Origin of the sequence: Mesomycoplasma molare (assembly GCF_024918955.1) — a bacterium.
Lineage (GTDB): Bacteria > Bacillota_I > Bacilli_A > Mycoplasmatales > Metamycoplasmataceae > Mesomycoplasma_A > Mesomycoplasma_A molare.
Genome location: NZ_CP103423.1, coordinates 793,334 through 814,350 on the forward strand (window position 1 = coordinate 793,334; position 21,017 = coordinate 814,350).

The window sequence follows — 21,017 nt, forward strand, 5'->3', positions numbered from 1 at the left end:
AATTGTTTTATAAAAATATTCAATTAGACAAATTGCTAATTTTCTTAATATCAATCATTCAACAGTGTCAAGAGAATTGAAAAGAAATTCAAATTTTTACGGATTTTACGATCATTTGATAGCAAATGAAAAAGCTAAAATAAGACATAAACATAAAAGATTGTTTTTCTTTTCTCAAATGGATGATTATAAAGAATTTAGTAAACTTATTAAAGACAATTTTAACAAAGCAACATGCGGAATAAAAATGACTTACAACTTAATAAAAGAAGGAGTCAAAAACATTAAAATCCCTTCACTAAGGACTGTTTTTAATTGGATTAATACAGGAAAATGAGTATTAACTAATAAAGATAGATTAAGAAAGCACTATACAAAAGGCGGAAAAAGAAAAAATAATGTTATTGAAAGACTTGTACAATCAAATTATGTTTTTCCTATTTGAGCTAGACCAAAACATATTGATTTAAGAGAAACATTTGGGCATTGAGAGGGTGATTTAGTTATAGGTAAAAAATCCGCAGGGCATTCTAGTCTTTTAACTTTAGTTGAGAGAAAAAGCAGATTAGGAATAATTGTGAAAGTATCAAGTAAAAATCCTTTTACATTAATAAAGTGCTTTATGAAAGAATAAATACACTAGAATTACCTGTTGAAAGTATTACTTTTGATAATGGAATTGAATTTAATGCGGTTGGAATATTAGCGAAAAAATTAGGAATTAAAATTTATAAAGCCGATAAATACGCTTCTTTTCAAAGAGGAACCAATGAAAATTTTAACGGAATTGTAAGAAGGGTTTATAAGAAAGGAACTGACTTTAATAAAGTTTCTAGAGAAGAAATATTAAATCTTGAAAAAGAATAAATTTTATGAATAGAGACATACTAGAAGGAAAATGCGCTTTTGACGTATATGAAGAAGAAATAGAAAAATTAAACAAATATTAATTAAAACTATTAAAAATTACGAGATTATTACAAGAAAATAATGAAAGGGTCGAAAAATTTCGCCCCATAATTTTTATTAACTTCATTAATAAAAAACCGCTTTACAAGCGGAATTAAAAGAAGGGGATATCCCCCTTCACCCCTTAATAGTAAGTAGGGGTATAAAATATTATAAATTGTAGTACAATGTTTTTATAATAAAAACTACTGGTGCACTTCAATTTGCATTTTAGGAATAGTCGCTTTATTTAAAGTGACTATTTTTTTATAAATTAACAACTATTTTATAAACTCTGAAAAACAAAAATATAAAATTGGCACTTTTTATTGTAGAGTGCTAATTTTTATGCTATAATATTGCTACATAAATAATTTAAATGTTAAAAAGGAGACTAAAAATGGCAAAAGAAATCGTTTTAGGAATAGATTTAGGAACAACAAATTCAGTTGTTTCAATTATTGAAGATAAAAAACCTATAGTTTTAGAAAATCCAAATGGAAAAAGAACAACTCCTTCTGTTGTCTCATTTAAAAATGGAGATATTATAGTGGGGGAAATCGCTAAAAGACAATTAGAAACAAACCCTGATACTATCGCTTCTATAAAAAGATTAATGGGGACTTCAAAGACCGTAAAGGCAAATAATAAAGAATATAAACCAGAAGAAATTTCAGCAATGATTCTTTCTTATTTAAAAGAATATGCAGAAAAAAAAGTTGGTAAAAAAATCACAAAAGCAGTTATTACTGTTCCAGCTTATTTCGATAATGCTGAACGTGAAGCAACAAAAACAGCAGGTAAAATAGCTGGATTAGATGTTTTAAGAATTATTAACGAACCTACAGCTGCGGCACTTGCCTTTGGTTTAGATAAAACAGATAAGGAAATGAAAGTTCTTGTTTATGACTTAGGAGGAGGGACATTTGACGTTTCTGTTCTAGATTTAGCAGCAGGGACATTCGAAGTTCTTTCTACAAGTGGTGATAATAGACTTGGTGGAGATGATTGAGATAATGAAATTGTAAAATGACTTATCCAAAAAATTAAAGCTGAACACAACTTTGATCCAACTAGCGACAAAATGGCTATGGCCAGATTAAAAGAAGAATCTGAAAAAGCTAAAATTTCTCTTTCAGAGCAATCTATAACAACTATTTCATTACCATTCTTATCAGTTTCAGAAAATGGACCTATTAATGTCGAACTAGAATTAAAAAGATCAGAATTTGAAAGCATGACAGCTCATTTAGTAGATAGAACAAGAAAACCTATAATGGATGCTTTAAAAGAAGCTAAATTAGAAGCTAAAGATTTAGATGAAGTATTATTGGTTGGTGGTTCAACTAGAATACCTGCTGTTCAAACAATGATTGAACATACTTTAGGTAAAAAACCTAATAGAAGTATTAATCCTGATGAAGTTGTTGCTATAGGTGCTGCAATTCAAGGAGGAGTTTTAGCTGGTGAAATTGATGATGTTTTACTATTAGATGTAACACCTTTAACTTTGGGTATTGAAACTATGGGAGGTATTGCAACTCCTTTAATACCAAGAAACACTACAATTCCTGTTACAAAATCTCAAATATTCTCAACAGCCGCTGATAACCAACCTGAAGTAACCATTTCTGTAGTTCAAGGAGAAAGACAAATGGCTGCTGATAATAAAGTTTTAGGAAGATTTAATTTATCCGGAATTGAACCTGCTCCTAAAGGAGTTCCACAAATTGAAGTTTCATTCTCTATCGATGTTAACGGAATAACAAAAGTTACTGCTAAAGACAAAAAAACTAATAAAGAACAAACAATTACAATCGAAAATTCATCTTCATTAAGTGAAGAAGAAATCCAAAAAATGATTAAAGAAGCTGAAGAAAATAGAGAAGCCGATGCTAAGAAAAAAGAAAAAGTAGAAACATTAGTAAGAGCTGAAGGATTAATTTCTCAATTAGAAAAATCTTTATCTGAACAAGGTGATAAAGTAGAAGCTTCACAAAAAGAAATGTTAACTAAACAAATAGATGAATTGAAAGAACTAGTTAAAGAAGAAAAAATTGATGAATTAAAAATGAAATTAGATCAAATCGAACAAGCCGCTCAAGCATTCGCTCAACAAAGCGCTAATGCACAAGCTAACTCAGAAAACGATGATACTATTAAAGCTGACGTAAAAGAAAACTAATATTTTATTAAATTCTAAAAATTAAAAAGAAAATCTGGATAAATATAATCCAGATTTTTTATTTATTTTTTTATTGAAAAGAAATCAAGAAATACAAAAGGTAATAGTGATAACAGTGATGGCAAAGTAATAAGAATAAAAGGCGTAGTTAGATTGGAAATAGTTCTATCAAAAATTAACGAAAGAAGTGGAATAGTTAAATTAAATACTACAATAAAAATTAAAATTCAAATTCAAAACTTTTTATTTCTATTTAATTTTGCTATGTTTTCTTTATTTTTTCTTCAAGCTAAAATATAAGGTGCAAATATTATCAATAATGATTCTGATAAACTAAATTGTTTGTTTGCTACTACTAAAAAAATACTATAAATTATTCAAATTAAAAAAGCGCTTGATAAAAATATTGTAAATCATATGAAAATTATGAGATTTTTTCACCCACCTGAATTTATTAAAAAAGTTCAGCCAAAAATTAAAAATAATAATAAAGAAAGTTCTATAATAAAATTGAATATAGCTAATACTTTAAGTTTAATCATTAATATATCCTTTTTCTTTTGCTTCTTTATAAGACATATCTTTTCCTCCGAAATTAAACATTGGTTTTAATTCTTCTTTGTGAGAATTTTCTCTTAACTTAAAGGCATATCAATAACCGAATGATCAAAAGTTTCATACGCTATTTCTAGATAATAGTCTTTGTGAATAATTATTTCCCCAACCATAATTAGCTAATAATTTACCACTTTTTTTATCATAACCATAAACTACAATATTATGACCTGACATAAGATTAGAACTTACAAAAGATAACATTACTGGAACATTATGTTTTAATAGATAATCTTCTGGATTTGATGGGTGCATTCAACTATTACTTCAATCTCATTCAAGTTTATTTTGGATAGATTTGTTTTTTAAAAATTTCATCAATGTATCATGAACTTCTGAAGCATATTTTAAATTTATTTTTTTATCATTCAATTTATACAAATTAAAAACCAAAGAATCAATTTTATTATTGTTTTCATAATTTTTATAAAATGAAATTGCATTTTCAATATTATAAGAAGTGTTTGTATTTCTTGAAAAATATTTTTCTAATTCTGAATTTGAAAAAAAGCCAGAGCTAACAAATGTTTCCATATATTCAATCATCATTGCTAAAGCGATATATTCACAAAGACCTGCATTTTCTAATTGAGTGTAGCCGATTTTATTTCAGGAATTTTTTTGTTTAAATCATCATGAATGAGGCACTTCATTAGAAACTTTAAAATTTAAAATTTCATTATTTTCACCGACATTTATAGAATTATTTTCAGAACTTCTACTAGAAATTTTTTCTAGTTTAAACATTTTTAATCTTTCTTCTCTGAAATTTAATGTATTGTTATTTGTTTTATTATGTAAATTTTCATAATATTTACTAATAATTCCTTTGTTTATAATTTCTTTTGTCTCTAAATTAATTATTTGCCCTTCTTCATAAATACATAATCCAAAAATAGGAATATAAAATACTTTTTCATTTATTTCATCCTCTTTATATGAAATAAAGTTAATTTCTTCTGATTCTTCTGTATTTAAATTTATAACAATTGATACTTTTTCGAATTGAATAAAAATATATTTTTCTAAATTTAATCCTGTTATAAACTTATGAAATTTATATCTTCTTTTCTGACCTATGCTAATTTCTATTTCTTTTTTAGCGCTTTCTATAAAATAGTTAACTCGTTCTTTTTCTTGATTGAATTCTTGTTTTGTTAATTGTTCAAATTGTAAAACTAATTGATCTAGCATGTGATGGCTCCTTTTTAGTTATTTAAGAACATAAACAATGTTCACTATAATTATCTATTTTTTTATTTAAAAGTTATTATTTTTTCATAAAAGTTCATTTTTATTCACTTTTTTAGGTTTTTTTTAGTTTTTTTAAAATATAAAAAAATCCCAATTTTAATTAGGATTTTAAATTGTAATTAAATTTTTTTCTTTAAATCAAGGTTTTTTATTATCTATATGATCGATAAATAATTTACCTTGTAAATGATCTAGTTCATGTTGAAATACAATTGCGACGTATCCAGAAACTGTTCAAATCTTTTTCTTTTTTTCAAAGTAAGAATAACCTTCTACTTTAATAGTTTTTCTTCTTTTTACAAAACCTTCTTGATTTGGTCAACTCTCTTTAACGCTTAAACAACCTTCACCATGATGTAATGCTAATTTTTCTTCAGAAAAAGCAATAACTTTCGGATTTATAATTACATCTCTAAAAATTATTTTATCTTTTCCTTCATTTACATTAACATAAAACATATTTTTCAAAATTCCATATTGAACAGCTGCAACACCTACACCTGGTCGATACATAGTTTGATTTTCTTCTTGAGAATAATCAATGTGATCAATCATTTGCTCAGCTAATTCTATATCTTCTTGAATTAAAGGCCAAGGGACATCTTTCGATTTTTCTCTTAACACTTTTTGAGGCAATTGAACAATATGTACTTTTTTTCTTTTGACTTCCATATATTTTAATTATATATTAAATTAAAATTTTGATGCTGCTTCTTTTAATTCATTTTCAATTGTAGCAACTTTTTCTTCTGCTGTCATTGTTTGAAGCGGAGCAACATTTGTACCTGCTAATTTTACATAACTAACTACGTTAGCACCTAAAAATTCTCATGTACCTTTTAAGTTGGCTGTAAAGTCTCCGAAAGGATATCAATCAGCAGGTGCACCTTGTGAAGTTAAAATTTGCACTTTTAAGTGGTCTAATAACCCTTTTGCTTGTCCTTTTTCGCTATATTTATAAGTAAATGTTACATTTGGAATACAAATAGCGTCAATAAAGTTTTTAACAACTCCTGAATAGTTAAAGTTAACCATTGATGTTGAAAATACTACTTTATCTACACTTTTTAATAAATCAACTAATTTATTTGCTTCAATGTCTTTTCAAAATTGACCACCCACTAAACCTGCTTCACTTAATGAAACTGATGCTGTTTTTTCTTTGTTTAAATCTAATTCAATAATTTCGTGTGATGGGTTTTTTTCTTTATAAAAATCCATAAATTTATCTGTCATAAGTTTTGAACTTGATGTTCCCGAGTTCACAATTGAACCTTTTATTACTAATACTTTCATTTTTTTCTCCTTGCAATTTAAAGTTAAGTTAATTATACAAAAAAAATAAAAAATACTAATAAAAATGGCTAATTTTTGCTTTTTTGCTTTTTTTTGATAACAAAAGCAGAAAATTGATTTTTTTATTTTTTAATATTTTAAAAAAATTAATATAATTTTATTATTTTTTATAAATTAGGTTATAGGGGGCAAAATGTTTAAACTGCTAAAAGAGATTTTTAAATCATTATCTAAAAACAAAATAACCACAGTTAGTTTATCTATTTTAATCTTTTTAACGACAGGAGTTTTTACTCTACTTTTTAGTGTTAAAGAATCTTTTAATAGAGAAATTAATAAATATAATATTGTTTCCAAATTACATGATTCAACAGTAGATTTAGATATTAATTTTAGTGCAAATGCCAAAGATAATGGTTATAAAAAGCTTGAAGTTGAAACATTTAAACCTTTAAATACTAATAATGAGGAAGAGGTCGAATTTAAAATAAACGAAAAATTTATTAAATTAGATAGTTTAGGTGTTAAAAATAATTTTAGTAATTATTATATATCTGCAAATGATTTAAAAAAAGAATATGATATTAATAAAAATATTTCAAATATAGATAATAAAGAATTTAATTTTGATTTAAATAATAATTCTTTTTCTATTCAAAAAGAAAATTCTAAAGTTTTTTTTATTTATGAAAAAGAAAATGAAAATTATAAAATAAAAGAGTCAAAAATAACACTTTCAAAAAATTCTAGTGTATCACTAGACAAAATATATTCTTTAAAAGAAATAATAAATATTGCAAGCACAGGAGAAGAGGGTGGTTTTTTTTCTGGAGGAAAAAATCACTCAATTTCTTCTATAAATAGAATGGGTGTTAATGTTCAAACCAAAGAAGCTACATTTGATATTTCTAAAATAAACTTTTGAGAAAATATAGGAGTATTATATCTTTTAACTGAAAATGAGACTGCTAATTTAGTAGGATTAGAAAACGTAAATTCAAATTTTCAATTAAAAGGAAGAAGTTCTTTTTCTTCTGAATTATTTAATTGAGATAATATCGCTAAATGAGCATCAACTTTTAGTTCTAACATCGTTTTAAAACCTGAAGGAACTACTAATTCATCATTAAGAATTTCAAATATTAGAATAAATGAAGATAAAATCATAAAAATTAAAGAAATATTTACCTTTAGTCATGGAATAAACTATACTTTAAATCCGGACTGAATTTCTAGAAATAGTTATGAAATTAAATATATTTTAAACAAATTTGAATTGCATGATTTAGATTCTAAAGAAATTCCCTTTTCTAGTTCTTTTCTTTATTATCTAAAAACATTAAAAGAAAAAAGTCCTGAAGAATTTAATAAAATAAAAAACTTACGTTATTGAGAAAAAGAAATAATAAATAAAAAAAATAATAAAAATTCTTTTACTATTAAACAAAAATTAAATAAAGATGATCTTGTTACCACCATATATAATGAGAAAGATTTACAAAAAAAACAAACAACCATCAAAGATATAGAAAATTTAGGAAATGAAAATAACTTAAAATCTTTAACTTCCGAGCAATTAGCTTCTTTATCAAATAATGAAATTGTTGACCTAAACTATTTAAGATTAAAAAATTCTGTATCTAATAATGCTAAAAATACAATTTTTGATTATGTAAAAAATGATGAAAGAGTTTTTGGACTGGGAAGAAGAAGATCAATTACAACTAGTTCCATAAACGATAAAAATGGTGAAAATTACACTTTTCACTTTGTTGATGCAGGAATAAATAACGATTTTTTTGATGAAGAAAGAAAACAAGAAGTTGGTAAACTATATAATGAAAGTTTAGAAAAATCACACTTATTTCTTCAACCGGATACAAAAATAAATAAACATGAAGTGGACTCTATTTATGAAATAGAAATTATTAATGCTATTTTTCAAGGTTTTATACCAGAATCTTCCCATATTTCTCCAACCATTGAATTTATTAATGTTCAACAAGGATTAACTTCAAATTCAAAAGCTAAAGAAAAAGTTGTAATACTAGTTCCTAAAGATAATTCTGAAAATAAAATTTATTCCATTACAAAAAAAACAAATGGGTATGTTATTTATAAAAAAAATAGCGATGATAACTGAATAAAAATAATTTTTAAAGGTAAAAATGAATTTTTACTACAAGAAATTTATGATTTTATGAATATTTTTAATTTAAAAATTAAAAGTGATATTTCTAAAAATGGTTGATTTAAAGTAAATGAGAATTTTTCAAACACTTATTATGTTCCTTTTATTTACAGAGCTCCATCAAGCGAACTATTAAAAGAAATTGAAACTAATAAAACTGTTAAAACTTTATTTAATAGTTTATTCAAAAGTATAATAAATAGTGATCTTGTTAAAGAAAACTATATTAAAGTTAATGAATTAGAAAAACTTTTTATAGCAATGCAGGAATCCTTTTCTAACACAGAATACTACGAAATTTTTACAAATGGTAAAAATGATCAATCATTAATGCAAAGAATGATTTTTGAATCCTTATACTTAGTAACAATTCAAAATCAAGACACTTTTTTAAACGATGTCATTAATAATTTTATTGAACAAATACAAAACAAAATTAGAAATCACGGAAACTCTTTAGAACAACAAAAAGATTATTTATTTGAAGAAATAGATAAATTAGGAATTGTATTAGATAATGCAGGAATTAATATCTGAAGCAACATTTCTCAGTTAAGTTCTAAGGAAGACATCAAAGCTTTCATTAATGATCCTATTGAATTTTTAGAAGGAATAAAAAATATTATTTCTTCTGTTAATTTCAAAGCATTCTTAACCGAAATTCACGATTGATATGAAAATAAATGAAATAAACAAGAAACTAATGGTCAAAATGCTTTTTATTACTTTGGTATTTCTGATCTGGTAGTGCCTTTAATAAAATCGGTAGATTTTGAGATTTTTAAAATAGGAATAAATAAAATAATTGATAATATTGACTTTGACATTCTTTTATCTACTAAATACAATGAATCAGAGCATAAATATAAAGGTATAATTTTTAACGAATTAATAAATAATTATAAAGAAAGTGTATTAAAAGAACAAATTACTAATTCTCTTATTGATATATTTAATAAATTAAATTCTAATAAAGACCAAAACTTAGCTCAAAATAATTTTAAAAATATTAATAATGGTTTGAAACAAATAATTAATATTTTAGATAAAAATAAACTACTAAGTTTAATAGAAGAAAACTTAGAAAACACATATTTTGAAGATAAAAAAACATTTAAAAATTCCAATAGTCCGGAAAAAGTTTTATTTGTAACTAAAAGTTTGAAAACTTCTAATCTTATTTTAGCTTTTTTAGATTCGTATTTTAAAGATAATAACTCATCTAGTTCTTTATTAAATGCAGTAGAAACTCTTTTAAATCTTTCAGGTAAAACAAAAAGTCAAGGGGCTTTAGGAATTACTTATTCAGTTCCGGAAGCAGATAATGAAAAAGTAGATTTATTTAGTTTACAAAACTTAGAGCTTCTATCTTATGCTAAATTAGAATCAATTATTAACACTTCTAATCATTTAAATGCTAAATTAGAATCTAAAGAACAACTAAATTCAAAAGATCAAGAGTTTATAAAAACATATTTATTAATCAAAAACGAAGCATTAGATAACAAGGAAGAAATAATTTCTAGAAATAACTTATTCTTAGAAATTATTGATTTATTTTTAATAAAAAAATATAAAAAAACTAATACAGGAATCGAAATTAATAAAGAATTTAATAGCGTTAGCGATTCACCAAGTATAGCAGATTATTTACATGATATTTATAGTGAAAGAGCTACAGGTAATACTGCACTTAGAAGAGCTAAAAATGAAGCTAAACAAGTTGTATCAAAAGTAGTAAATAGTTCCGAATATTCAGCTTCTGTAAATAGTTTAGTATTTTACAATTTTTGAATTAAATTTATTATAGAAAATAATCATTTGAGTAAAGAAGAAATTAAAAATGCATTTGTTCAATTTGAACAATTAGCTAGAAATCGTTTTTCTAACTTATATGCGGATTTAAATAACGAAAAGCTATATGATAATAAAGATAATTATGTTCAAAAATTTATAGCCTTTGGAAATGATATAGAACCTATTGGTAGAGGAATAGTTAATCCTTTTATGAGTGCTGAAACTATTTTTAGCAATGATAAAAATAACACAAATCAAGAGCTTAAAAGTATTATAAATCCTGAAGTAGATAATGAAATATCTCTCATATTCAAAAAGATTAACCCTAAAAATAATTTATCTTTATCTGAATGAATTTTAAAAAATAAAACTGAATTTATTTCTAATTTATCTCAAATAACTCATATGAGAAAATTCCACCGTGATTCTTCTTATTTCCATAGTTTAAATTCAACTTTTGATATTTTAAATGATTTTACACATTCAAAAGATAATATAAATTTAGAAATGATTAATTCTTTAAGAAAAGAATTTACTACTCAGTCTAGTGCGTTTTTAGCTTTAGGTTTATCTGACACAGTTGCTTCTACGTATTCTGGAGTAATTTTCCCTACTGTTGCCGCTTGATTTACAGCTAATCCAACTGCAGGAACAGGAGATTATGGAAATGCTAACTTATCTTTTATTTTAAAAAATAGAGTTATAGATTTTCATAAACTAAAAGAAAATAATTCTGAAGTTTATAAAGAAAAAATAAAAGAAATAATTAATTTATTTTCAAAAAATGATTACTCTGAAACTGTTTTTGAATATAGATTAGAAAACCATGAAGTCAAAGGATTATCCTTAGATTTAGCATATGTAAACTACATTGATAAAAATATTTTAAAAACAACTGAACAAAATGAATTTACTTTTTTTGATATAAATATCAATAAATTATTTTATGATCTTATTGATGCTTCAACGACTATAAGAGAAGAAAATAAATTTTTAGTATTTAAGGACATTAGATCTTTAGTTGCTAAAGTTAATAAGAGTTTTTTAATTGAAAACAAAAAAGAAGCTTATAAAGAAACTTTACCTTCCGACTTTCTAAGCTTAGAAAAATTAATAGAATCCTTAGATGAAAAATATGTCTTAAATGTAAATGGATCTAAATTTTTAATAGTTGGTGATGATAATACAATTGACTATCTTTTCCCTGTTCTTGATGAAGAAAATATTCAAGTTAACACCAAAAATCAAGCGCTTATTTATGTAAATAAATGAGGGTTTGATAGAATTAGAGAATCATTTAGAGGAAATGCACTAAAAGACTATTTACTGGTTAAGTTAGAAAATATTAAAGAGCAATACAGTTTTAACCAAGATATTGAAAAATATATTCAAAATAATTTCTCTAATTCTAGTTTGAAAAAAGTTTATAACTTTAATGAACTCGACATTGTAAATCCAGAAAGAAGTTTAAGAATTTCCACAGGATTTTCTTTAATTAATTTAATAACTCAAGCTAATTTCTATATGGTAACCTTAATGTTTGTACTAATTTCCATTTCAACCATATTTATTACTAAAAGATATATATCAACAAGAAATAAAGTAATTGGAATCTTGCGAGCACAAGGTTATAAATCTTCAATGATTGCCTTTTCTTTCATTTCTTTCCCTTTATTAACTTCAATAATTGGAGGTGTAATTGGTTATACATTAGGATTATTACTACAAATCCCTTTAAAAAATGTATTTTCTTCATATTGAACATTACCAACAAATAATATTTATTTTGAATGAATTCCTTTTGTTTTAACTATTATCGTTCCATTTATAGCGTTATCTATACTAGTTGTTCTATCCGCTCTATGAACTCTAAGAAAGAAACCTATAGAATTAATGTCTGGAATAGCTGAAATTAACATTTCTAGATTAGCACATTTTTTATCTAAAGGTTATAAAAAATGAAATATTCAAAATAAATTTATAGCTTCACTTTCAATAAATTCATTTTGAAAATTATTGTCACTAGTTATATCTACAGTTTTAACTGCTTTTATTTCTATTTTTTCTATTGCTTCTAATGGGGTATTTAAGAATTCGGTTGATACTACTTATGAAAATAGAAATTATAATTACAAATTAGATTTAGAAACACCTACAACTCAATCTGGTCAATATAAAACATTTAATAAAGATGATTTATATAATTTACTATATGTTCCATTAGGTGAAGCTAGTGAATCTAATATAGAATCTAATAATTATTTCCTACCAGGGAGATCTTTAGTAAATGGTTCGGGTGATAAAAATGGTAATCCTCAAAATAATGATCCCCATGTTTTAACAAGAGCTGCATTGCAATTACAAGTTGAATCTTCTATTTCTATTTCGCCTTGAGATATAGTGTTAAATTCTATGCCAGATAGCCAAAAAGCCAGAACTTTAAAAGTTTCCAAAGAAGCTATTTTAAAATTAGAAAAAACACAGAACATTCAAACTGTTGAAAAAATAAACAAATTAAATGAAAAATATATTTTTGAATTTGTAGGAACATTAGAAAAACCTTTAAATTATTTTAAATTTATAGAAGATGAAAATATTTCCTCAGGTGGTAAATTCTGATATATGGTTTGAAATTCTGAAAATAATGAATATTCTAGAGAAGCTATTACCACAAATAAATATCGTGATGAATACAGGAACTTTTTGGTTGAAGGTTATAAAAAAATTGATATAAATGATTTTTATATAGCATTTGGTGGTGTTCCATTTAATAATGATACAAATGAAAAGTTTACTTATGTTCAAACAAGTTATCAAAATGATAGTAATTTAAAAATCTATGGTTATGATCCAAAATCAAAATTTGTTAAAATAAATGACAGTAAGGGAAATAATTTATTAGAAATTATTGATAAATATAACAAAAACGGTACTATTAAACCACTTGCTGCAAACCATGTATTTTTAAGAAAAAATAACTTAAAATTAGGTGATGAAATTGAATTAGAAATAAAAAATCCAACTGATAGATTTATTAGAAAAATTGAAAATAAATCTTGAGATAAAGATAAATTTAAAATTGTTGCAATAATTAATACTTTTATAAATAGCGAATTAGCTACCACAAAAGATATTGCAAATAATTTAATTGGCTTAGATAAATTAAGTAATGATGGATTTAATGGTATTTTATCAGTGGATCAAATACCAGAACAAACAATCGCATCTATTGGTCTATTTTCTAATTCAGGTTATTGATTTGGTGGAGATAGCATTGTTGTTGAAACTAAAGAGCAATATGAAAATTACTTTAGTCAAATTTTTTCAACAGGTGGATCTCAACTGGGAGCTTTAAAAAATAGTGGTCTTTCTGATGAGTTAATTAAAAAAGTTTTAGTTTATAAAGGTAGTTTGATTGATAATCTAGAAAATTTAGATTTAAGTTATGAAAATATTACTAGTGATCAATTTAAAAATAATAATACTTCTTTAATTAAACAAGGAGTTAATAATTTTATAGAATTATACTCAAAAAATATTTATTCATCCGTTTCTACAAGCGTCGATGCTAAAAATATAGAAATAGGGTTCGTAAACCAAATTTCTGATACTATTTCAAAATTAACTTTATCTGTTGTTATTATTTTCTTTAATGTATCTATAGTAATTTTAATAATGATATCAAATATGATTATTGCTGAAAACGAAAGAAATATTGCTATTTTCTCTATTTTAGGATACTCTAATAAAGAAAAGATTAAACTGTTTTTCGGAATTTATGTGCCTTTATTATTTATCTCTACTTTAATTGCTATTCCTATTGTTATAGGATTTATCGCCTTATTTAATGCATTTCTAATTTCTTCAAGTTCAATAGTGCTAGTATTATCATTACAATGAACCCATGTATTAATATCAATTTTTGCTCTTGCAATAGTTTATACATTAACTTCATTAATTGCTTGATTAAATTTAAACAAAATTAAAGCTATTTATTTATTGAAAGGAAAATAATGAAAGATAAAATTAAAGATAATCCTGTAATTTTAAGTAAATCAGAAATTAGGAAAATAAAAAAAGCTAATAATAAACCTAGAAAAAAAATTGGAGAAGTAATTAGCAAAAATACTAATAACAACATAATAGAAGTTATAAACGTTAGAAAATCTTATCTTTCAGGTTCTGTTATAACAGAGGTTTTAAAGGGAGTTACATTAAACATTGAAAAAGGTGACTTTGCTGTTTTATTTGGTAAATCAGGTTCAGGAAAAAGTACCCTTTTAAATATTATTTCAGGTTTAGATAGACCTTCTGAAGGAGAAGTAATTGTCGCAAATAATAATTTAGTTTATTATAAGGATTCACAATTAACTAAATTTAGAAGAGAAAATGTGAGCTTTATATTTCAAAGTTATAACTTGTTACAAAATCTTAATGGTTATGACAATGTAGAAACTGGAGCTTATTTACAAAAAAATAAAGAAAAAGTTTTGGATATTCATAAATTATTTGAAGAATTTGAAATAGAAGATATTAAATATAAATATCCCTCTCAAATGTCAGGTGGACAACAACAAAGAATTTCAATTTTAAGAGCTTTATCTAAAAATGCAGATATTATTTTTGCAGATGAACCAACAGGTGCTTTAGATGAAAAAACATCCCAAGCCGTATTAAAAGTGTTGCAATACATTAATAAACAATACGGAACAACTATTGTAATGGTTTCACACGATCCTTCTGTAGCTGAATTATGTAACAAAATAATAAAATTAAAATTAGGTAAAATAGATGAAATTAAAATAAATCAAAATCCTAAAATTTTATAATAAAACAAAAAAATCGAGAAATTCTCGATTTTTATTTTCTTGTTTTAAAATTAAATTTATTACACTTTTCTTGAAAATAAAAGTTTTGAAACAAAATAAAAGAAACATTTTCAACAATAAAACTCAAAACAATAATTTTAGGATTAAACATAAAATATTCTCGCACTAATATTCCATTTATTATAATTATTAGTAAAAATAAAGTCAATTTTGCTAAATTTATTTTATTTTTTTGTATTAATGAACAAAAATCTGAATATAATTTTATGTCTTTGATTATATGGTTTTTAAATTTTGGTAATATAAATTTAATAAATAGATAATAAAAAATTAAAATTAAAGGAAATGAAAAAATTAGTGTTCAATTTAAAAGTAGAAAATCTAATTTTATTTTATTTAATATTATATAAGTAATAATTTCTATTAAAGCTGCTAAAAAAGAAAAAAAGAATATAACTAAAAAAACATTTTTTCAAATTTTAGTTTTCATCTTTTTGTGTTTCTATACTTTTATTTTGCGATTCTAATATTCTAGCATTATGCTCATTAACTATTTTTTTTATAGTTTCTTCTGGTGTGGTTTTAGAGAGAGATAAAATACTTCCATCAACTAATTCAATTCTAACATATTCATTTGCTTCTCTTTCTAATTGAATTCTTTGCTCTTCTTTTTCAATTATTTGCTGAATTTGAAACTCATTCATATCTTTATTTAAAGTTATAAATTCACCATTTGATAATTGAACATCAAAATACTCAATTTTTCTTCCATTATAATTATTAAATAAGGCTACTATAATTTGATCAGCACTTTCATTAATAAAGACTTCAAATTTCTTTGTTGCTTCTTCTGTAAAAATTTGAAAAGGATTTTTTTGAGAGTATTGAACTAAATTAGCAGAAGATCTCAATCTATCTAATATGTCAATATGATTTTGTCATTTATGATCTAATGCGGACAAAATAATTCTTCTTTCTTCATTTAAAACTTTTTCATCTTCTTTTAAATTTTCTTTTAAATTAACTCTAATAACATCAAAATAAGTTTTTTTCAATTTTTCATTAATATATTCTATTAAATCTTCAAAATGGTATTGACTTATTTCTTCATAAGTAAAGAAAACTTTAGAAATTCTTGAAAAGTTCTCATTTAGGAAATCTGTTAAGTATGAATAATTGATTTCTTTATTTGGTTTTAATATTTGTTCAAAATTAATAAAATTATTAATCGCTCTTGAAAATATTTTTTCTATATAATGGTCTAATGTTTCAGTTTCTAAAACTATATCTCTTTGAGTATAAACAAGATCCCTTTGTTGTCTTATTACATCATCAAAATTTAAAACATTTTTTCTGTTATCATAATTAAGACCTTCAATTTTTTTCTGAGCTCTTTTAAAAAATTTATAAATTGATTTCTCTTTAATTGGTTCTTCGCTTTCGCTTCCAAATGCCTCTTTTATTTGATCGTAATGAGCAAATCTTGTAATTAATTGGTCATCTATAGAAAGGAAAAACCTAGAATAACCAATATCTCCTTGTCTACCTGAACGACCTTTAAGTTGGTTATCAATTCTTCTGGATTCAGATTTATCCGTACCTAAAACATAAAGACCACCTTTTTCCAATGCTTCTTCTGTTGGTTTTATATCTGTTCCACGACCCGCCATATTAGTTGCTATTGTTACTGATCCTACATGACCTGCTTTGGCTATAATTTCAGCCTCTTGTTCATTTTGTTTAGCATTTAAAACTGTATGAGGAATGCCTTCTTTTTGAAGCAAAGAATGAATATATTCTGACTCATCTACTTGTGAAGTACCTACTAAAATTGGCTGTCCTAGTTTATGTTTTTCTTTTATTTCGTTAACTATTGCTTTATATTTTGCTTTAAAAGAACTAAATATAAGATCTTCATCATCTTTTCTTATAATAGGTCTATTTGTGTCTATAACATTTACCCTCATGTTATAGATATCAATAAATTCTTGCTCTTCAGTTTTGGCAGTTCCTGTCATACCACTTAACTTTTTAAACATTCTAAATAGATTCTGATATGTTATTGTAGCCATTGTTTTAGTTTCAGGTTCTATTTCAATCATTTCTTTAGCTTGAATAGCTTGTTGTAGTCCCTCTGAATAACTTCTTCCTTCCATTATTCTTCCTGTAAAGGTATCTACTAATTCAATTTTTCCGTCTCTTATTATGTATTCTACATCTTTTTTCATTATTTTATGAGCTCTAAGTGCATTTTGAATGCTATGAACTAAATGAGAATTTTGAATATGATATAAATTTTCTAAATTAAAAAAATTATTAGCTTTATTTATACCACTTTCAGTTAATTTAATTGCTTTACTTTCTAAATCTATTTCATAATCTTCACTTGCTAAAGTTCTTACAAATTGATCGGCAGGTAAATAATTATTCAAACTATGTTTTTCTCCTCCCGAAATAATTAAAGGGGTTTTAGCTTCATCTATTAAAATAGAATCTACCTCATCTATTAAAATATAATTTAACCCTCTTTGAACTTTTTGAGATTTATCAAAAACCATATTATCTCTTAAATAGTCAAAACCAAGTTCTGAATGAACAGAGTAGGTAATATCAGAATTATAAGCTTGTCTTTTTGATATTTTATCCATTTGAGCTTTATTTATACCAACGCTAAGACCCATTCAATTATGAACTCTCCCCATTTCTTCTGCGTCACGTTCTGAAAGATATTCATTTACTGTTGAAATAATAACACCTTTACCTTCTAAAGCATTTAAATAAGCGGGAGCAATAGAAGTAATAGTTTTTCCTTCACCAGTTTTCATTTCAGCAATTGATCCCATGTCTAAGATTAATCCACCTAAAATTTGAACGTCATAAGGAAATTTATTTAAAACTCTTCTAGTTGCTTCTCTTATTGCGGCAAAAGCTTCTACCCTTATATCTTCTAATGTTTCTCCGTTTTTTAATCTTTCCTTAAAAAGTTTAGTTTGACTTTGTAGATCAAAATCACTCATAGAAGAATATTTAGATCTTATACTATTAATTTCTTTAAGTAATTTTTTAGCCAACTTCATCTCAGCTGATGTATTAAAAAAATGTTTAATTCTCTTTATCATAAGTATTTAAATTTTACTCTATTATTTGCAAAAATAAAAATAAAAGGTTCTTTAAAACCTTTATATTTTCTTTATTTTTGATTATTATTTAGTATTTTCTTTTTTAGCAGTTTTAGAAGATGTGGATGATTTTTTAGTTGCAGTTTTTGTTGTTTTTTTAGCGGCAGTTTTTTTAGCAGCTTTAATTTTATCAGCTATTTTCCCTGTATTATATTGAATTAATCTATCAATAACTTTTCTATTTACTATAGGAATTTGAAGTTGTTCTCTAGTTATTACACCTTCTACACCTTTTGTATCTTTAAATCCATATAATTTAGCAATTTTGGCATATTCTTTCTGATAATCTTCTTCAACAGCATTAAGTTTTTCAATTCTAGATATTTCTGCAAAAGTTAATGATGTTTTTAAATTATTTAAAGCTTCTGCTTCAAATGTCTTTTCTAAATCTTCTGAATTAATTTTTAGTAATTCTGCATATTCTTTAATACTAAAACCTTGTTCTTTCAATTTATCTTCTGTAATCTTTTTAACTCTTTTTATTTCTTCTTTAATTAAAACTGATGAAACAGGAAATTCAGTTTTACTAAATAAATAGTCAAAAATTTCTTTTTGAAATGCCATTTTTGCTTTTTCATTATTTTCTTCTGTAAGAACGTTTTCATAATATTTATTTAATTCTGTAACAGAGTGGACATTAGGTATTTTTAAATCTGCAACAAATTGATCATTTAACTCAATTTTGTTAGCTCTTTTTACATCTTTAATTTTTAATTTGAAAACAGCTGGCTTACCTGCATATTCTTTTGCGTGATAGTCTTTAGGAAAGGAAACTTTAATTTCTTTTTCATCCCCTTTTTTAAATCCTATCATAGCTTCTTCAAAACCTTTAATAAAGTTGTTAGATCCTATTTTAAGTTCAAAATCTTGTGCCTCTCCACCTTCAAAAGGCTCATCATTTATAAATCCTTTAAAATCAAAAGTTACTATATCACCATTTTTTATTTCTTTTTCTATACTTTCATATAAAGAATGAGATTTAACTAATTTATCTACAGCTTCATTTATATCTGCTTTTGTAACTTTTTTAACTTTAAATTCAACTCCTGTAGTTTTGTAATCTGCTAATTTAAATTGAGGATAAATAGGATAAACGAATTCTAATTCGAATTCTTCTTTAGAAATTGAAACAGGTTTCACTTCAGGGTGTCAACTTAAAACTTGATCGCTTTCAACTATTTGTGAATTTGCAATTTTTTGCATATTTTCAACAATTAAATTCGCTGCTTCTGAAATAATTTGTTGTTCACTTATTAAGTTTTTAGCTTTATCTAAAGGAACTTTACCTTTTCTAAAACCTGGAATTTGTAAATTTTTAATTAATTTATTCTTCCCTTTTTTTTGAGCTTCTAATCACTCTGATTTTTCAGCTTTTACTTTTACTATTAATTCTGATGTTTTCGCTGAAACTTCTCTTTTAACCATAAAAAAACTCCTTATTTTAATATTTATAAATTATAAATTATTTTTATTATTTTTTGTGTATTTGCTTTTGTTTTTTAATCCTCTTTTCAAATTTCAATTTTTGGTTCTTCATTTCTCTTATTTTCGACAACTTTAAAATAAATATTATTTAATGAATATTTAAATTTTAATGTTAATTTTTTATTTGAAATTTTTACCAAAAAATCACCTATGGTTTTGAAATTTTCATCCAATTCTATATCTAAAATGTCATTTATTTTTTCAATTTCAGTAGAATAATTTACAATAATTTTAGAGGAATCTTCTATTTCATAAATATCTAATTTATCTCTAAAATCATGTTCATCATATATTTCTCCAACCAATTCTTCTAAAATATCTTCAAAAGTTAAAATTCCAATAACTTTTTTATCATCATTATTTTTTGTAATAAAAGCGAATTGACTTTTATTTTCTTTTAATTTTTTTAATGCGATTTTTAAAAGGGAATTTGAAGATATATAAGGAACTTCAACAATGAAATCATCAATTTTAAACTCTTTATTTTCTTCTAAATAGAATATATCTTTCAATAAAATAATTCCTATAAACTTATTATTTTTAGATACCGGAATTCGTGAAAAACCTGTATTTTTAAAGGTTTTTTTAATGTTTTCTAAAGATTCATCATATGAAACGAAAGTAGTATTTTTAATTCTTATAAAATGCTTATATACCTTTATAGAGTCAAAATCTAAAGCATTTTTTGCTAATATAGATTCTTCTTTTTCTAGCACACCCTCTTTATATCCAATATTTAATATTTGTTTTAGTTCGTTTTCTGTATTAGTAATTTGATTTGGTTTTACTATTTTAGAAATCAATATAGTTACTGGTCAAAACAAATAATAAAAAAACGATAAAATTAAATAATTTTTTTTCAAAAAGTGGACTGGATACTTTTGAGCAAAGATTTTGGGAATTATTTCACCGAATATAACTATTAAAGGTGTCATAATTAACGTAGAAATTACAATTTCTAAATTATCATCAGTAATAAATTCTGTAAGCAATGATGATAATAAAATAGATGCAGCTATGTTAACAATATTATTTCCAATTAAAATCGTTGATAATGTTGAAGGGAAGAATTCATATCTTTTAATAATTATTTTTTTTCGAAACGGTTTATTATCTTCTAAGTTTTCTTCTAGTTTAGCTCTTGATACTGAAGAGTAAGCAGTTTCAGATGCTGAAAAAAAGGCTGATAATATCAATAAGAAAATGAGAATAAAAATATAAATGATTTTTTTATCCAT

The 21,017-nt window shown here is 24.3% G+C and carries 13 protein-coding genes; 5 read left to right on the forward strand and 8 right to left on the reverse strand.

The genetic code is table 4. The features are described from left to right. Positions 1–64 precede the first annotated feature (64 nt). From NX772_RS03665 to dnaK, 3 genes are all read left to right on the forward strand, one after another. Positions 65–634, forward strand: a complete 570-nt coding sequence (locus tag NX772_RS03665; protein WP_465223502.1) for an IS30 family transposase — start codon at positions 65–67, stop codon at positions 632–634. Further along, complete coding sequence (locus NX772_RS03670; protein ID WP_259429367.1) at positions 616–867, forward strand: IS30 family transposase; 252 nt, start codon at positions 616–618, stop codon at positions 865–867. The genes NX772_RS03665 and NX772_RS03670 overlap by 19 nt, the downstream gene beginning before the upstream one ends. 481 nt (positions 868–1,348) lie before the next feature. Then, positions 1,349–3,133 (forward strand): molecular chaperone DnaK, encoded by a 1,785-nt coding sequence (gene dnaK, locus NX772_RS03675; protein WP_027123581.1) that lies wholly within the window; start codon positions 1,349–1,351, stop codon positions 3,131–3,133. 62 nt (positions 3,134–3,195) lie between these two features. Here the strand turns inward: dnaK and NX772_RS03680 are convergent, their stop codons facing one another. The 4 genes from NX772_RS03680 to NX772_RS03695 form a co-directional block, all read right to left on the reverse strand. Continuing rightward, positions 3,196–3,675, reverse strand: a complete 480-nt coding sequence (locus NX772_RS03680; RefSeq protein ID WP_027123582.1) for a hypothetical protein — start codon at positions 3,673–3,675, stop codon at positions 3,196–3,198. Then, positions 3,668–4,942 carry a putative cysteine peptidase gene (locus NX772_RS03685; protein WP_051542214.1) on the reverse strand — a complete coding sequence of 425 codons (1,275 nt, stop codon included), beginning with the start codon at positions 4,940–4,942 and terminating at the stop codon, positions 3,668–3,670. Before NX772_RS03685 ends, NX772_RS03680 begins: the two co-directional genes overlap by 8 nt. Before the next feature lie 168 nt (positions 4,943–5,110). Then, positions 5,111–5,674, reverse strand: coding sequence for a peptide deformylase (gene def, locus NX772_RS03690; RefSeq protein ID WP_036450362.1), 564 nt, complete (start codon positions 5,672–5,674; stop codon positions 5,111–5,113). A 21-nt stretch (positions 5,675–5,695) separates the two neighbouring features. Beyond that, on the reverse strand, positions 5,696–6,298 hold the full coding sequence (locus tag NX772_RS03695; RefSeq protein WP_027123584.1) for an FMN-dependent NADH-azoreductase: 603 nt from the start codon (positions 6,296–6,298) through the stop codon (positions 5,696–5,698). A 193-nt stretch (positions 6,299–6,491) separates the two neighbouring features. Here NX772_RS03695 and NX772_RS03700 point away from each other — a divergent pair, with 193 nt between their 5' ends. Together NX772_RS03700 and NX772_RS03705 are read left to right on the forward strand one after the other, a co-directional pair. After that, positions 6,492–14,300, forward strand: coding sequence for an ABC transporter permease (locus NX772_RS03700; RefSeq protein ID WP_259429368.1), 7,809 nt, complete (start codon positions 6,492–6,494; stop codon positions 14,298–14,300). After that, positions 14,300–15,115 carry an ABC transporter ATP-binding protein gene (locus tag NX772_RS03705; protein WP_051542216.1) on the forward strand — a complete coding sequence of 272 codons (816 nt, stop codon included), beginning with the start codon at positions 14,300–14,302 and terminating at the stop codon, positions 15,113–15,115. Before NX772_RS03700 ends, NX772_RS03705 begins: the two co-directional genes overlap by 1 nt. 31 nt (positions 15,116–15,146) lie before the next feature. Here the strand turns inward: NX772_RS03705 and NX772_RS03710 are convergent, their stop codons facing one another. The 4 genes from NX772_RS03710 to NX772_RS03725 form a co-directional block, all read right to left on the reverse strand. Further along, positions 15,147–15,605: a hypothetical protein gene (locus NX772_RS03710; protein WP_027123587.1), complete on the reverse strand. Its 459-nt coding sequence runs from the start codon at positions 15,603–15,605 to the stop codon at positions 15,147–15,149. Further along, positions 15,595–18,231 carry a preprotein translocase subunit SecA gene (secA, locus tag NX772_RS03715; protein ID WP_027123588.1) on the reverse strand — a complete coding sequence of 879 codons (2,637 nt, stop codon included), beginning with the start codon at positions 18,229–18,231 and terminating at the stop codon, positions 15,595–15,597. Before secA ends, NX772_RS03710 begins: the two co-directional genes overlap by 11 nt. An 87-nt stretch (positions 18,232–18,318) precedes the next feature. After that, positions 18,319–19,719 carry a trigger factor gene (gene tig / locus NX772_RS03720; RefSeq protein ID WP_259429369.1) on the reverse strand — a complete coding sequence of 467 codons (1,401 nt, stop codon included), beginning with the start codon at positions 19,717–19,719 and terminating at the stop codon, positions 18,319–18,321. 74 nt (positions 19,720–19,793) lie between these two features. Continuing rightward, positions 19,794–21,017: a CNNM domain-containing protein gene (locus NX772_RS03725; RefSeq protein WP_027123589.1), complete on the reverse strand. Its 1,224-nt coding sequence runs from the start codon at positions 21,015–21,017 to the stop codon at positions 19,794–19,796.